Here is a 14,268-nt window from a genome sequence, read left to right as displayed (position 1 = left end):
AGTGACAAAATGTTTTCTCAACCCACCCGCAAGCGCTTTGGCCAGCACTGGCTCACCGACGAAAAGGTGCTCCACCGCATGCTGGAGGCCGCCGCCGTCACCCGGCAGGATACGGTGCTGGAGATTGGCCCCGGCACCGGGGCGCTGACTCGCTGGCTGCTGCCGTTGGCAAAGGCCGTGGTGGCGGTGGAAATCGATCGCGACCTGATTCGCAAGCTGAACAACCAGTTCGCTAAGCACGACAACTTTCGCCTGGTGCCCAGTGACATTCTGGAGCTAGATATCGCTGCCGCCTCGCGGGATAAGTACTTTGACTACGGCCTGCCCAACAAGGTGGTGGCCAACATTCCTTACTACATCACCGGACCCATTTTAGAGAAGCTGCTGGGCACCCTGGCCACCCCAAACCCGGAGCCCTACGACGCGATCGTGCTGCTGGTGCAGAAAGAAGTGGCCGAGCGACTCTACGCCAAGCCGGGGAAGAAGGCCTTTGGGGCGTTGTCGGTGCGGGTGCAGTACCTGGCGGACTGTGAGCTGGTCTGCCCGGTGCCGGCGCGGGCCTTTCAGCCGCCGCCCCAGGTGGACTCGGCGGTGGTGAAAATCACGCCGCGTCCCCCCGCTAAGCCATCCGATGACCTGGCCGGGTTCGATCGCCTGGTGAAGCTGGGCTTTGGCAGCAAGCGCAAGATGTTGCGCAACAACCTCAAGGGGGTGATCGATCGCGACGAGTTAGAAACGATCATGACCGACCTGGGCATTGAACCCACCGCCCGTGCCGAAGACCTCAGCGTTGAGCAGTGGGTGGCGCTGAGTAATACAATCCTGAAGCAGTCGTCACCCTCGGATTAGATGGTCTGTTGTGGCGCTAGCCAAAGGGGTGGTGGGTAGTGCCTACCCTACGACTCCCCTACGATTACTGGTGGGCGGTGCCCACCCTACGCCGGACCCTAGGGAATGGGTTAGGCAAGACGCCTGACCTCCGGCTACTCAACTATTCACTAAGGATCGCTCGATGCGCCTCTACACCCTGCTGGCTGCCGCCAAAATCAACCTCTATCTCGAAATTGTCGGCAGTCGCCCCGACGGCTTCCACGAGCTGATCATGGTGATGCAGAGCGTCAGTCTGTGCGATCGTATTACCGTTCGCAGCATTGGCGTCGATGCCATTCGGGTGCGCTGCGACCACCCCCTGGTGCCCGCCGACGAAACCAATCTGGCCTACAAAGCGGCGGCCCTGGTTTCCCAGCGCTGCCCTGGGATGATGGCCAAGCTGGGCGGCGTCGAAATCACCATCGAAAAGCAGATCCCGGTGGGGGCGGGGCTGGCCGGGGGGTCATCCAACGCCGCCGCCGTGCTGGTGGGGCTCGACCTGCTGTGGAACCTGGGCCTGACCCAGAGCGAACTACAAGAGCTGGGGGCCGAACTGGGGTCGGATGTGCCCTTTTGTGTGTCGGGGGGCAGTGTGATCGCCACGGGCCGGGGTGAACAGCTCGACCCGCTGCCCGGCATCGACAGTCTGCACCTGGTGCTGGCCAAGTATGAGTCCGAGTTTGTCTCTACCCCCTGGGCCTACCAGACCTACCGGGCCCAGTACGGCGACACCTACCTGAGCGATACCCAGAGTTGGCAGGAGCGGCAGTCGGCGGTGCGATCGGGGGCGATGGTGCAGGCGGTGGCCCAGCGGGATACCCAGGCCCTAGCCAGTCACCTCTGCAACGATTTTGAAAAAGTGGTGCTGCCCGCCCACCCCAAAACCGCAGCTTTAAGGGAAACTATGGCTGGACTGGGGGGCCTGGGCACGCTGATGTCGGGCTCTGGTCCCTCCGTGTTTACCCTGGTGGAGACCGCCGCCGAGGCCGAAACCCTGGCCGACCGGCTGCGATCGGCCCTGCCCGCCCCCGACCTGGGGGTGTGGACTGCCCGATTTAGCTCCAGCGGAGTGCAGCTCGAAAGCTAGCCGAAAGGCTGAGAATAGGGTGGCGGGGCTGAGTCCAGCCTTGAGAGACCAGAAGCAGCGCTAGAATAGGGAAACTGTTCTTAACCTATCGGTTCTGTCTATGTCGGTTTTAGCTGCGATCGCGGTCATTGCCCTGCTGGTAGCCGTCCACGAGGCGGGGCACTTCATGGCCGCTCGGCTACAGGGCATCCACGTCAACCGCTTTGCCATCGGCTTTGGCCCCATCCTGTGGAAATTCCAGGGGGCCGAAACCGAGTACTCCCTCAGGGCCATTCCCCTGGGCGGCTTTGTGGGCTTCCCCGACGACGACCCCGATAGCGAGATTCCAGCCAACGATCCCGACCTGCTGAAAAACCGCCCCATCCTCGATCGCGCCATTGTGATCAGCGCCGGGGTGATCGCCAACCTGGTGTTTGCCTACCTGGTGTTTGTGGCCCAGTTCAGCGCCGTCGGCATCCCCGAAACCTTCAACCCCCAGCCCGGCATCCTGGTGCCCCAGGTGATCTCCGACAGCTCCCCGGCGGGCCAGGCGGGCATTCGCTCCGGCGATGTGCTGGTGGCGGCCAACGGCGAACCCCTGGGAGCTGGGGAAGAGAGCATTCCTCCGTTCATTCAGCTGATCAAAGACAGCCCCAACCAGCCGGTGCGGCTCACCGTGCAGCGGGGCGATCGCGAGCTAGAGGTCTCGGTCACCCCTGAAATTGGCACCGATGGTTCGGCGGTGATTGGCGTACAGCTTCAGCCCAACGGCGACTTCGGCTACCGCCGCCCCAGCAACCCCATCGAAGTGTTTGGCCTGGCGGCCCAGCAGTTCCAGGACACCCTGGTGCGCACGGTGCGCGGCTTTGCCATGCTGATCACCAACTTTGGCGAAATGGCGGGCCAGGTGGCCGGGCCGGTCAAAATCGTTGAGCAGGGGGCGGGCCTGGCCCAGTCCAGCGCCGCCATGCTGTTTCCCTTTACCGCCATTATCAGCATCAACCTGGCAATCATCAACATTTTGCCCCTGCCTGCCCTCGATGGCGGTCAGTTGGCCTTTTTGCTAATTGAAGCCCTGCGCGGCGGCAAGCCCCTGCCCGATCGCATCCAAGAAAACGTCATGCAGACCGGCCTGGTGCTGCTGCTGGGCCTGGGCGTGTTTTTGATCGTGCGCGATACCACCCAGCTCGAAATCTTCCAAAACCTGCGCTAACCCGCCCATCTACCCCCTACCCATCCACCCCCCATCCCATCCATGCCCAACCAGCGGCGTGCCTCCAAAAAACAGCGGGCGCTAGAAATCCTCATTCGTCTCAAGCGGCTCTACCCCGAAGCCCCCTGCTCCCTCGACTTCAAAAACCCCCTGCAACTGATGATCGCCACCATGCTGGCGGCCCAGTGCACCGACGAGCGGGTGAATTTGGTCACGCCAGCCTTGTTTGCCGCCTATCCCGATGTCTACGCCTTTGCCGAGGCCGACATCGCCGATCTAGAGCAGCTAGTGAAATCCACCGGGTTCTATCGCAACAAGGCCAAGAACATTCGCGCTGCCTGCCAGCGAATCATTTCTGAGTATGGCGGTGAGGTGCCCCCCCGCATGGATGATCTCATTACCCTGCCAGGGGTGGCCCGCAAAACCGCCAACGTGGTACTGGCTCACGGCTTCGGCATCAACGGGGGGGTCACCGTCGATACCCACGTCAAGCGCATCACCAACCTGCTGGGGCTGACCCAGCACAGTGACCCAGTCAAAATCGAGCGCGACCTGATCAAGCTGCTGCCCCAGCCCGACTGGGAAAACTGGTCAATTCGCCTGGTGTACCACGGGCGGGCCGTCTGCAATGCCCGCAACCCCCAGTGTAGTCGGTGCGATCTGGCGGATCTCTGCCCCTCGGCCAAGGTGGTGCCGGTCGCCGCCCCGCTCGAAGCTCCGGCCCATCCGTGAGCATTCACCGGGGCCACTGTGCTAACACTGGTTTAGGTCGCCCTCAATCAGCGGAGGTGGTCTGATGCCTGACCTCTACGAAACAGACTTCCACGCCTGGACCCAAGCCCAGGCTAATTTTCTGCGCCAGGGAAAGATTGACCATCTGGATGTGGCCCATTTAATTGAGGAAATTGAGTCCTTGGGCAAGCAGCAAAAGCAGGAATTAAAAAATCGGCTGGGGGTGTTGATTGGCCATCTATTGAAATGGCAGTACCAGGCCGATCGCCGCAGCAAAAGCTGGAAATACATGATTCAGGAGCAGCGGCTACAAATTTTAGACTTGCTCGACCAAAACCCCAGCCTCAAAGCTTACCAAGACGAAGCGATTGCCAAGGGCTACCAGCTGGGCTTGCTGTTGGTGGGGCGAGAAACACCCCTCGATCCCAAAACCCTGCCGGAGCAGTGCCCCTTTACCCCGGAAGCGCTTTTCGGCGACAAATTTCCCGAAGATCTAGATGTCCTGTAGGGGATAGGAATACGGTGCTGAGGCGATCGCTGCCCTAGGAAGGCTTGGTCAGGCTGAGCAGGCCGACGCTCACCGTCACCAGCAGCACCCCCAGCCCCTGCACCACAGAAAGCTGCTCCTGCAGCACCCCCCAGGCCAGCACCGCCGTCAGGGCCGGGTTGGCGGCCCCAATCATGGCGGCGGCGGTGGCCCCCACGCTGCGAATGCCCAGGTTGTTGAGCACATGGCCGGTGAGGGTGGCGATCGCCGACAGCAGCCCCCCCACCCACAGCGCCGGCCACAGCAGCCCCGCCAGTTCCCCCGGCCACAGCAGCAGGCACGCCGCCGACAGCACCAGGGTGACTGCAAAGCTAATGGCCGTAAACGGCACCGGGTGAAAGGTTTCGAAGGCTTCCTGGGCAACCACGGTGTAGAAAGCGTACACTACCCCTGAGCCCAGCCCAAAGGCGACCCCCAGCCAGCTCTCAATGGCCGCTCCGGTCATGGGAATGGTCAGGGCGCTACCGACCAAAATCAGCCCTAAAATCGCCCAGCGGCTGAGGTTGGGGCGGTGGCCAAACCAGTACCAGGCCAGCAGCGCCGTGTAGACTGGGAAGGTGAAAAACAGCGTCAGCGCAATGCCCGCGGCAATGCGGCCCACCGACACGTACAACAGCGCCAGGTAGGCAAACATCAGCACGCCGCCTACCAGGGCCAGGTAGAGTTCGCGGCGATAGGTCACCGAGCCCAGGCGGCGCAGGTCAGTCCACAGGGGAGGATAAACCGGCGGCAGGAGCACCGCCATCAAGGGCACCCCCACTGCCATCCGCATAAACATCAGCAGAAATGAGTTGGGCAGCGTGGGGGCCACAAAGCCACCGGTTTCCACCAGACCCAGCAGATCAGAGGGGGTAAACAACACCCGCGTAATCAAATTTTGGGCCCCAAAGAAAACCGTCGCCAGCAAAATTAAGACATAGCCGAGCATGGATTCCCCCTGGTGTATGTGAGGGAGGCCCTGGGTCGTGCACTCCATTTCAAACGCATTCTACGGTAGTCGATAGCTGGCCACCCGCACCACCAGATCCCCCCCCTGGGGGTCGTGGGTAAAGACAAAGCTGCCCGCCTTGGTTTCGTGGCCCGAGAGAAAATCAATCTGCTGCTCGCCCGTCTCGTCGTCAGATCCTTCCAGGTTGAGTTCGGCGGTGACCTGCACCATACGGGCAATGCGGCCACCGGTATTGGTAATGGCAAAGGGCACGTAGTAGCGGCCATCGGTGACCCGCACCGCCTCGGATACCGCCACCGCGAAGGCGGGCGGGCGGTCCTGGTTGGTTTGCCAGTCGAACAAAATCAGTCCGACCAGCCCCAGCAAAATCACTGAGGCGGCCATGAAGGTCACCCACTCGGCGGCGGACCGCTGGGTAAAGCGACCGGCGGCGGACGTCACCTCGGGGGATTGTTCGGAGGGGTGGGCGGAGGGGTTGGGCAGATCCATATCAAATTAGGATACGTCCTGCGGCCCCCCCAATGGAGGCGGGCAGGCCCAAAACTAGCACATCGCTGAGCCATTCCGACCAGGGGTCGCTGGGGTTGAGCTGCTGAAACAGCACCAGCATCACCACCGAGGCCACCAGGGCCACCAGGTAGGCCACCAGGGTTTCCGTGACGGGGCTAAACAGCAGCCCCCGCTGCCGCCGTTCGGCGCGATCGGTAAAGCCTGAGGCAAACACAATGGCGTAGGAGAGGCCCAGGGAGGCGGCCATAATCAGCAGCAGCCACAGGGGCGGCAGGGAGGCCGCCAGCAGGGGCACTTCTTCGGTGGGAGCAATGCTGAAGGCGATCAGCACCGCGCCGATCAGGGCGGCGTCGAAATCGACCAGGGCATCGCGCAGGTTGGCCAGGGTAGGCGAGGTGAGCCGTCGCGACAGGGGCGTGGTGGTGCGGCGATCGCGCCCCCGCTTGCCCTGCAACGTCGATCGCGCCAGGGCCACCCCCAGGGCAAAGGGCACCGCCTCAAACACCACCTTGCCCAGCACCTCCGCCAGGGGTGTAGCCAGGGTAATGCGGCGCAGTAGTCCCAGGGCCAGAGCCGCACACACCACCCCTATGGCAACCGCCTCAATGCTTTCGAGCAGGGCTTCCACAGGATGCAGGCGGAGGGTTTGGCGAAACCCTTCAACCTGGGTGAGCAGCCCTACCCCAACCAGGGTGGCCGCCAGCACCACTAGCAGCCAGTGGGGGTCGGTGGCGGCCCCAATGGACCACACTTCTACGGTGTAAAGCAGGGGAATGCCAAACAAAAAGCCCCCCACCGCGCCCTGTAAAATGGCCTGAAATTCGCTCAGCCAGATGTTGGCCTCGCCTTGGGGACTGGAATTATCGATGGAGGCAGCCATCGTGGAGATCTCGGTTTCAGGCCGGTGGATAGGACTCTACCTACAGCATATCAAGGGCTGCGCCGATCGCACTGGGCTGCCTGAGGGCGTCTTCACCCCTGCCTCAACGTCGAAACCTTAGGAAAATCTCTAGTATTGCTGGGGTTCAACAAAATGCCCGTTAGCGTGAACGGGACAGCGTCCACAACTCCATGAAAACCCCTAGTGCATTGCAAGGATGGTTCTATGACCCAGGCAAAATCAGGCGACAGCGTTGCCATTCACTACACCGGTCGGCTTGAAGACGGCACCGTGTTTGACTCCTCGCGCGATCGCGGTCCGCTGGAGTTTGCCATCGGCAACGGCGAGGTAATTCCAGGCTTTGAGGCGGCGGTGGTGGGCATGACCCCCGGCGACGCCAAAACCGAAGTAATTCCAGCGGAAAAGGCCTACGGTCCCCACCGCGAAGAAATGGTAATGGTGGTTGAGCGCCACCATATTCCGGCCGACATCCCGCTCGATGTCGGTCAGCAACTGCAAATTCAGGGGCCCCAGGGCCAGATTGTGCCGGTGATGGTGACCGATCTCTCGGAGGCCGATGTCACCCTCGATGCCAATCATCCCTTAGCAGGAGAAACCTTGATCTTCGACATTGAGCTGGTGGAGATTCAGGCCTAGGGTAGCGTCCTTGGCTTTGGCTACAAGCCCGATTCCATCGGCGTTGTCCTGTTCAATCTAAAGCATTAGGTTAGGGGTTTTGAACGACAAACTGTTCGCACAAAACCCCTGACTTGAAGCCCATATCTATCTGAAGGCCCATTTTACGATGGCCATTTTGCCTATCCCCCTCCACCCCAGGGGGATGGTTTTTGCAGGGGGTAAAGATTTATCATGCCCAAGGCCTTTACTCAGGAGCCCCATGGCCTACGAATTACCCCCCCTTCCCTACGCCTACGATGCTCTTGACCCCTATATTTCCAAGAGCACGCTGGAATTTCACCACGATAAGCACCACGCCGCCTACGTGAGCAAGTACAACGACGCCGTCAAAGGCACCGACCTCGACAGCAAACCGATTGAGGAAGTGATCAAGGCGATCGCAGGCGATAGCTCCCAGCAGGGTCTGTTCAATAACGGTGCCCAGGCCTGGAACCACACCTTCTACTGGAACTCGATGAAGCCCGGCGGTGGCGGCATGCCCTCTGGCGATCTGGCCAGCAAAATTGACGCCGACTTCGGCAGCTTTGACAAGTTTGCCGAAGCGTTTAAGACGGCTGGGGCCACCCAGTTTGGCAGCGGCTGGGCCTGGCTGGTGCTCGACAACGGCACCCTCAAGGTGACTAAAACCCTCAACGCCGACAACCCCCTCACCGCCGGGCAGGTGCCCCTGCTGACCATGGACGTGTGGGAGCACGCCTACTACCTTGACTACCAGAACAAGCGTCCCGACTACATCGAGACCTTCCTCAAAAATGTCGTGAACTGGGATTTTGCCGCCAGCAACCTCGCCGCGGCTTAACCGGACGGCACCAACAGTCGTGCTCCGCGACTCATAGAGGTGGGCCTCAGCTCACCTCTTTTTTAATTTATAGCGATGGCCATTGCGCTGAGGACATTGGCCTCAGCCAAAGGCAAAAAACTGGGACGGCGCAGTGGCGTATAACCATCGCTGCAGGAGCATGGGTCATGTCCTAACGGTTCTGGCGATGGCTATAAGTACAAGGCCGAAGGTCCAATGTTGCCCCATACTCCTTGCAAACCCATACCCTTCCCCTATGCTGTTTACCGACCCAGACTACCCCCATGTGGTGCTGTCGTTTACCTACCGGGGATTTCACCTTGAGCTTGACCAGAGCACCCACCACGGGGTGCCGATGTATGCGGTTTGGGCGACCCACGATCGCGGCTGTGCCGTAGCCGTACCCGGCGCTGTCAGCCGCACCGAGGCCATCTACCGAGCCAAGCGCTGGGTGGACGATCGGCTCAGGCGAGCGAACGTGGACGATAGTAAGCGGTAGCCTGGGCTAGCCAGCGCTCGATTTCGGCCGCGGGCTGGGGTTTGCCAAACCAGTAGCCCTGACCACAGTCACAGCCCATCCGTTTGAGCGCGTTGACCTGCTCTGCGGTTTCAATCCCCTCGGCGATCGCCCTGAAGCCCAGCTGCCGCCCCAGGTTAATGATGGTGTGCACAATCCGTTCGTGGCTGAGGCTGGTTTCCATCTGGCTGACAAAGGAGCGATCGATCTTGAGCGTATTGATAGGGAACCGGTACAGATAACTCAGCGATGAATAGCCGGTGCCAAAGTCGTCAATGCTGAGGGCAATACCGCGCTGACGCAGGCTGTTGAGCACCACAATAGTGTCGTCAATGTTGTCAATCAGCATGCTTTCGGTAATTTCTAACACCAGGCTGCGTGGCGACAGCCCCACCCTGTGCAGCACCTCATCCACCCGCTCCAGTAGCTCCTTGCTGTGCAGCTGCAGGGCCGATAGGTTAACGCTGACGGTCAGCGCCAGTGCCCGTGGGTAGGCGCGCTGCCAGGTGGCCATTTGGCGGCAGGCCAGTTCCAGCAACCAGTGACTCAGAGGCACAATCAGCCCGGTTTCTTCCGCCACCGAAATAAACTCGCCCGGCATCACCAGGCCCCGCTCCGGGTGCTGCCACCGCACCAGCGCCTCAAACCCTCTCACCTCCGCCGTCGGTAGGTCAATGATGGGCTGGTAGTAGAGCACAAACTCTTCCGGGCTGTGTAGCAGGGCGCGGCGCAGTTCGGTTTCCAGGGTCAGTCGGGCGATCGCGCGATCGTGCATACCGCTGTCAAACACCCGATAGCCGTCCCGCCCGCTGGCCTTAGCTCGGTACATGGCCGTATCGGCGTCGCGAATCAGTTCCAAGGCCGACTGGTAGCGGGTATTGCCCATCACCAGCCCCAGGCTGACCGTGGCAAACATCTGGTGGCTGCTGAGCTGGAAGGGCTGGCGCAGCATATCCACAATTTGCTCCGCTATGGCCTTAGCCTGCTCAAAGGTATCGATCTCCTCCAGCAGCACCATAAACTCGTCGCCCCCCAGCCGCACCGCCAGGTCCCTCGAACGCAGCACGGCCATCAGCCGACTGGCCACCTCCATCAGCAGCTCATCGCCAATCAGGTGGCCCAGGCTGTCGTTGACCACCTTAAAGTGATCGATGTCTAAAAACAGCAGGGCAAACCGGTAGCCGTCATCCTGGCAGATGCGGGCCAGGGCGGCCTCCAGCCGATCTTGCAGCTGCTTGCGGTTGGGCAGTCCGGTCAGGCTATCGTGGCAGGCGTCGTGCTCGAGCTGGCGGCGCATTCTCACCTGGTCGGTGACATCGCGGGAAGCGGTTTGAATCTGCACCACCGCCCCAGCCGCATCCACAATTGGTCGCGTAAAGGTCTCGAGCCAGATGTAGTAGCCCCGGTGATGGCGCATGCGGCAGACCACGGGCTTCGGGGCCTGGGGCTGCCCTGCGTAGGGTGGATAAAAATGCGGATGCCCCTGGGGTACATCGTCCGGGTGCATCAGGCTGTCGGGGTGGAGGCCCAGCAGCGCCTCGGGCTGATAGCCCAGCAGCCACTCCACCGAGGGGCTGACGTAGCGGTAGGTGCCGTCCAGATTGTGCAGGCAGATTAAATCGCTCATATTTTCGGCCATCAGGCGAAACAGAGCGGCCTGCTGCTGAATTTCACCGTTAGCCCGCTCGACATCTGCCTTGGAGCGTTGCAAATCGCTAAACGACGCCTCCAGTCGGGTGGCCATCTGGTTAAAGGCTTGGGCCAGGCCATCGAGTTCCCGCAGCCCGGTGGGGCCAATTTTCTGCTTCAGGTTGCCGCTGGCGATCGCCCTGGTGGCCGCGCTAAAGGCCTTTAGCGGTCGCGTAATCCAGCGGCTGGTGTACAAACCAGAGACAATTGCTGCCGCCAGCGCCAGCCCGCAGAGGGCAATCGTATTGCGACGACTGGCTTTGATGGCCGACATGAAATCATCTTCGGGCATGATTACCACAATCAGCCAGTTGAGATCCTCGCTCTCATTCAGGGTAGACACCTGCATAAACTGGCGCTTGCCGTTGAGCATAAACTCAATCTGCTGCGGCTGGACGGTAGACCAATCGCCCCTGGACTGGTTGAGCAGCAGTTGGGCGCTGGCCCGAATCAGCGGATTGGGACTAAGGACGGCATAGGAGCGCCGGGGGCGGCCATCGACCACCTCGTAGGCGGGCGTGTCGGTTGAACTGGCTACCAGCAGGCCCGATCGCTCCAGTACAAAGGCCTGGCCGTGCTCACTAATGTCCGTTGTCCGTAAAAAGTTGCTGATGTGGTCCAGGAAAAAGTTATTGCCCAGCACGCCTAGCAGTTCACCGCTGCCGCTATACACCGGCCTGGAGCTCGAAAGCGCCAGCACAGGCAGGGCATGGTAGGGAAACACCTCGCCCCACACCGGTCCCCCGGCCCGCACCGCCGTCCGGTACCAGGGACGTTCCACGGTGTTCCAGTTGGGGGTGGAGTTGACCAGCTCAACGGGCTCCCCCGTAGCGGCATCGAGCTGCCAAAACTGAATGTAATCATTTCGGGAAGGGCCGCCCACCATGGCCTGTTGGGCCCGTTGGCCCAGGGTCGTATAGCCGACGAATTCGCCGTTGGCCTGGCCCCAAAACATGGAGTCAATGTGGCCAAACTGCTCCGACTGCCGTCTGAAGTGGCGCACAAGCTCTTCGTCGTTAGTCGGATCGAGCTGGCCTAGGGCAAGGGCATCGTAGTTGAGCTGATTGACCAGATGGGAGGTCGCCAGCAGGTCCCTCAGCTTGTAATCAAGGTGGTGGGACACCGAGGCGCTCAGTTGGCTGGCGACCTGGTTGACGGCCAGCTGCCCCTGGCGCATGGACAGCCACCCGGTCAGCCCTACCGCCACCGACACCTGCAGCACAAAGGGTACGACAACCAGCAGCCGCAGCGACATCCGGCTGGCCAGGTTGCGATGTAAGAACAGGAAAAAGCGATACCCCATGTAGCCGGCAATACGATCTTTTGATTAGTATTCCTGCTGGGGCTGCAAACTAAGCCTCCGACACGACAATTCATACAACGGTCATAGATTTGTTGCGCTCTATGTCACAGCGATCGCTAGGGGGCTGTAATCGCTGGTTTAGGGCTTCAATGGTTAATGGATGGCAGCCTCTAGCCCAAGCGGGCGGCCACAAACGACTCCAGCCGGTCCATGCCCTCCAGAATAGTGTCCATTCCCGTTGCGTAGGAAATGCGAATGGTACCCTCAGAGCCGAAGGCAATGCCGGGAATAGCCGCCACGTATTTCTCATCCAGCAGCTGGGTACAGAAGTCGAGGGAGGGCAGCCCGATCGCACCGATGTCGATGTAGAGATAAAACGCCCCCTCCGGTTCGCCGCAGCTAAGGCCCTTGATCGCGCGACAGCGATCGATGATCGCCTGTCGCCGTTCGGCAAAGGCTTTCCCCATGGTGGCAATGCAGTCCTGGGGGCCTTCCAGGGCCGCGATCGCGCCGTACTGGGCAAAGGTACAGACATTGGAGGTGCTGTGGCTCTGGATCGTGCTGACCGCCTTGATCAACTCCGTCGGCCCAGCCAGGTAGCCCACCCGCCAGCCCGTCATCGAGTAGGCCTTGGCAAAGCCGTTGCTAATAATCGTGTGCTCAAAGGCCTCCGGCGACACCGCCCCAATGCTCAGGTGGGTAGCACCATCGTAGAGAATTTTTTCGTAGATTTCGTCGGACACCACCCAGATATCGGCCTCCACCACCACCGCCGCCAGGGCGGCAATTTCGGCCGGGGAGTAGACCATGCCCGTGGGGTTGGAGGGGCTGTTGAGAATAAATAGCTTGGTTTTGGGCGTGATCGCCTGGCGCAGCTGGTCGGGAGTGATGCGGTAGTGCTGCTCCGCCGTGGTGGGCACAATCACCGGGGTACCGCCCGCCAGGGTCACCATCTCTGGATAGCTCAGCCAGTAGGGGGCGGGGATAATCACCTCGTCGCCCGGTTCAATTAGGGCCATCATCAGGCCGTAGAGGGAATGCTTACCGCCATTGGTGACAATCACGTTGTCAGTGCCATAGCAGAGGCCGTTGTCCTGCTGAAGCTTGTGGGCGATCGCCTGCCGCAGCGCTGGTTCACCCGCCGCCGGGCCGTAGCGCGTTTTGCCCGCATCGAGGGCCGCTTTGGCCGCCGCTTTGATGTGGTCGGGAGTATCGAAGTCGGGTTCTCCGGCGCTAAAGCTACAGACTGGCAGCCCCTCGGCTTTCATGGCCTTGGCTCGGGCCGAAATGGCCAGAGTCATCGAAGGGGCTACGCGGGTTACACGATTTGCCAGAGCTAATGGGGGCACGACCACACCTCAACGAACATGGGCTACAGGCTGACCCCAAACAGGACGTCAGGAGACCAGGCCTCTCATCTCAGCTCAGGCCTGCTGGCAGCCCCAAGCTCAACTACACAACCACATTCCCCATAGATTAGATCGTTTGGTCAGTTCTGACTATTGCACTGCCAGGTTTTTCCACGTTCGCAGACATTTGCCCAATCACTCACGGCACGGCCAAGGCGATCGCCCTGGTCGCCCAACGATGCCAATCAGCCTCCCTCCCTTAAAGATTCTGTAAACTGCCCCCCCGGTCCCAGCGGCACCCGATGGCCTCTGCCACCGTTGCTCGGCTATCTCAACCTGTCTCAGGCCGGGCCATCTGGCGACTCGGCAGCGGTTGGCGACAACCCATAAAGCCGTACCGGGGACTACTAATTTTTGGAGATCCGCAGATTTACGGATAAAGATTTTCCTGACTGATAGGGCCCAGGTTTGTAACTAGGACTTAGAAGCGCTAACAAGGCCATGTCCTATGCACCCTTCCTCCAACCGTTCCTTGATGACTCATGTGGCCTATGCCGTTAGCCTGGGCCTGATGGTGGCATCTCCTCCCCTAGGATTGATCGCCACCCGCCAATTTCACCGACCGTCTTCCCCCCGGGTTGCCACCCGCGCTGAGGACGACCGGGGCAGCGGTCGGCTCAGTCGAGTTCCAGCCATTCCTGGTCCCCTGAGCTTTCGCGGCAGTGGTCGGGTCACCCCCTTGCCCCCACCGCCAGGCTCAGCTCGACCAGAGGCTGTGGTCTACCGTGGCAGCGGTAGAATTCAGTCCCTTCACACCACCTAGGCTCTGCTGGCGAACCCCAGGGGAGCCCTGGCCGGGTGCCCTGGTGCCTCAGAGCGATCACTCTAAAAAAACTAGTATTTAGTAACTTGCTGGGGCGCGAGGGCGGAAACTTGCAATGCAAGTCAGAGGCCCAAGTTACCCTCTCTGGAAACTTATCCCTGGGTTTTCCAGCCTAACTGGGCCCAATCTACCGCTAAGTTGCCAGAACCCAGTACTAAGCTTTATCAACTCGCAAGAATTTATCTCAAATTTACAAGCTTACAGATTCTGCCCAGGCATTTAGATTAAGCTGTATTGCATATTTCCGGCGATTTTCAACGGT

General features: G+C 60.6%; 14 protein-coding genes. 9 read left to right on the top strand and 5 right to left on the bottom strand.

Annotated features, from left to right (window positions below; genetic code table 11):
* Positions 1-9 precede the first annotated feature (9 nt).
* The 5 genes from rsmA to NF78_RS12565 all read left to right on the top strand — a co-directional run bounded on the left by rsmA (position 10) and on the right by NF78_RS12565 (position 4,389).
* Positions 10-849, top strand: a complete 840-nt coding sequence (gene rsmA / locus NF78_RS12585; protein ID WP_035986823.1) for a 16S rRNA (adenine(1518)-N(6)/adenine(1519)-N(6))-dimethyltransferase RsmA — start codon at positions 10-12, stop codon at positions 847-849.
* Positions 850-1,012: 163 nt separating this feature from the next.
* On the top strand, positions 1,013-1,957 hold the full coding sequence (ispE, locus tag NF78_RS12580; protein ID WP_035986821.1) for a 4-(cytidine 5'-diphospho)-2-C-methyl-D-erythritol kinase: 945 nt from the start codon (positions 1,013-1,015) through the stop codon (positions 1,955-1,957).
* Positions 1,958-2,057: 100 nt separating this feature from the next.
* A complete protein-coding gene (gene rseP, locus NF78_RS12575) occupies positions 2,058-3,149 on the top strand; it encodes an RIP metalloprotease RseP (protein WP_035986819.1) in 1,092 nt (363 codons plus the stop codon).
* A gap of 42 nt (positions 3,150-3,191) precedes the next feature.
* Positions 3,192-3,881 (top strand): endonuclease III, encoded by a 690-nt coding sequence (nth, locus tag NF78_RS12570; RefSeq protein ID WP_035986817.1) that lies wholly within the window; start codon positions 3,192-3,194, stop codon positions 3,879-3,881.
* Positions 3,882-3,945: 64 nt separating this feature from the next.
* A complete protein-coding gene (locus NF78_RS12565) occupies positions 3,946-4,389 on the top strand; it encodes a DUF29 domain-containing protein (protein WP_035986815.1) in 444 nt (147 codons plus the stop codon).
* Between the two features lie 34 nt (positions 4,390-4,423).
* Here the strand turns inward: NF78_RS12565 and NF78_RS12560 are convergent, their stop codons facing one another.
* From NF78_RS12560 to NF78_RS12550, 3 genes are read right to left on the bottom strand one after another with little or no spacing between them, the layout of a single operon-like run.
* Positions 4,424-5,356, bottom strand: a complete 933-nt coding sequence (locus NF78_RS12560) for a DMT family transporter (protein ID WP_035986813.1) — start codon at positions 5,354-5,356, stop codon at positions 4,424-4,426.
* Positions 5,357-5,416: 60 nt separating this feature from the next.
* Positions 5,417-5,866 carry a TIGR02588 family protein gene (locus NF78_RS12555; RefSeq protein WP_081972598.1) on the bottom strand — a complete coding sequence of 150 codons (450 nt, stop codon included), beginning with the start codon at positions 5,864-5,866 and terminating at the stop codon, positions 5,417-5,419.
* Position 5,867: 1 nt separating this feature from the next.
* Positions 5,868-6,767 carry a TIGR02587 family membrane protein gene (locus tag NF78_RS12550; RefSeq protein ID WP_052050277.1) on the bottom strand — a complete coding sequence of 300 codons (900 nt, stop codon included), beginning with the start codon at positions 6,765-6,767 and terminating at the stop codon, positions 5,868-5,870.
* 225 nt (positions 6,768-6,992) lie between these two features.
* Here NF78_RS12550 and NF78_RS12545 point away from each other — a divergent pair, with 225 nt between their 5' ends.
* The 3 genes from NF78_RS12545 (at position 6,993) to NF78_RS12535 (ending at position 8,764) form a co-directional block, all read left to right on the top strand.
* Complete coding sequence (locus NF78_RS12545; protein ID WP_035986811.1) at positions 6,993-7,424, top strand: FKBP-type peptidyl-prolyl cis-trans isomerase; 432 nt, start codon at positions 6,993-6,995, stop codon at positions 7,422-7,424.
* Between the two features lie 241 nt (positions 7,425-7,665).
* Complete coding sequence (locus NF78_RS12540; protein ID WP_035986808.1) at positions 7,666-8,265, top strand: superoxide dismutase; 600 nt, start codon at positions 7,666-7,668, stop codon at positions 8,263-8,265.
* Positions 8,266-8,521: 256 nt separating this feature from the next.
* On the top strand, positions 8,522-8,764 hold the full coding sequence (locus NF78_RS12535; RefSeq protein WP_035986807.1) for a hypothetical protein: 243 nt from the start codon (positions 8,522-8,524) through the stop codon (positions 8,762-8,764).
* On the opposite strand, the gene NF78_RS12530 is transcribed toward NF78_RS12535, so the two are convergent.
* Together NF78_RS12530 and NF78_RS12525 are read right to left on the bottom strand one after the other, a co-directional pair.
* On the bottom strand, positions 8,730-11,774 hold the full coding sequence (locus tag NF78_RS12530; RefSeq protein WP_072016060.1) for an EAL domain-containing protein: 3,045 nt from the start codon (positions 11,772-11,774) through the stop codon (positions 8,730-8,732). The two genes, NF78_RS12535 and NF78_RS12530, sit on opposite strands and share 35 nt — an antisense overlap.
* A 170-nt stretch (positions 11,775-11,944) precedes the next feature.
* The gene (locus NF78_RS12525; protein WP_052050275.1) at positions 11,945-13,075 is read right to left on the bottom strand and encodes a pyridoxal phosphate-dependent aminotransferase; all 1,131 of its coding nucleotides are present in this window, start codon (positions 13,073-13,075) and stop codon (positions 11,945-11,947) included.
* Positions 13,076-13,631: 556 nt separating this feature from the next.
* On the opposite strand from NF78_RS12525, the gene NF78_RS31125 reads away from it, so the two are divergent.
* Positions 13,632-13,946 (top strand): hypothetical protein, encoded by a 315-nt coding sequence (locus NF78_RS31125; protein ID WP_156119747.1) that lies wholly within the window; start codon positions 13,632-13,634, stop codon positions 13,944-13,946.
* Positions 13,947-14,268: the final 322 nt, after the last annotated feature.

Source organism: Leptolyngbya sp. KIOST-1, from assembly GCF_000763385.1.
Taxonomy (GTDB): domain Bacteria; phylum Cyanobacteriota; class Cyanobacteriia; order Phormidesmidales; family Phormidesmidaceae; genus Nodosilinea.
This window is presented reverse-complemented; position numbering and strand designations above follow the sequence as displayed.

Coding starts and splice junctions, on each gene's coding strand:
- nth (WP_035986817.1), top strand. CDS start 3,192: ATGCCCAACCAGCGGCGTGCCTCCAAAAAACAGCGGGCGCTAGAAATC.
- NF78_RS12555 (WP_081972598.1), bottom strand. CDS start 5,866: ATGGATCTGCCCAACCCCTCCGCCCACCCCTCCGAACAATCCCCCGAG.
- rsmA (WP_035986823.1), top strand. CDS start 10: ATGTTTTCTCAACCCACCCGCAAGCGCTTTGGCCAGCACTGGCTCACC.
- NF78_RS12540 (WP_035986808.1), top strand. CDS start 7,666: ATGGCCTACGAATTACCCCCCCTTCCCTACGCCTACGATGCTCTTGAC.
- ispE (WP_035986821.1), top strand. CDS start 1,013: ATGCGCCTCTACACCCTGCTGGCTGCCGCCAAAATCAACCTCTATCTC.
- rseP (WP_035986819.1), top strand. CDS start 2,058: ATGTCGGTTTTAGCTGCGATCGCGGTCATTGCCCTGCTGGTAGCCGTC.
- NF78_RS12550 (WP_052050277.1), bottom strand. CDS start 6,767: ATGGCTGCCTCCATCGATAATTCCAGTCCCCAAGGCGAGGCCAACATC.
- NF78_RS12565 (WP_035986815.1), top strand. CDS start 3,946: ATGCCTGACCTCTACGAAACAGACTTCCACGCCTGGACCCAAGCCCAG.
- NF78_RS31125 (WP_156119747.1), top strand. CDS start 13,632: ATGCACCCTTCCTCCAACCGTTCCTTGATGACTCATGTGGCCTATGCC.
- NF78_RS12530 (WP_072016060.1), bottom strand. CDS start 11,774: ATGGGGTATCGCTTTTTCCTGTTCTTACATCGCAACCTGGCCAGCCGG.
- NF78_RS12545 (WP_035986811.1), top strand. CDS start 6,993: ATGACCCAGGCAAAATCAGGCGACAGCGTTGCCATTCACTACACCGGT.
- NF78_RS12525 (WP_052050275.1), bottom strand. CDS start 13,075: ATGACTCTGGCCATTTCGGCCCGAGCCAAGGCCATGAAAGCCGAGGGG.
- NF78_RS12560 (WP_035986813.1), bottom strand. CDS start 5,356: ATGCTCGGCTATGTCTTAATTTTGCTGGCGACGGTTTTCTTTGGGGCC.
- NF78_RS12535 (WP_035986807.1), top strand. CDS start 8,522: ATGCTGTTTACCGACCCAGACTACCCCCATGTGGTGCTGTCGTTTACC.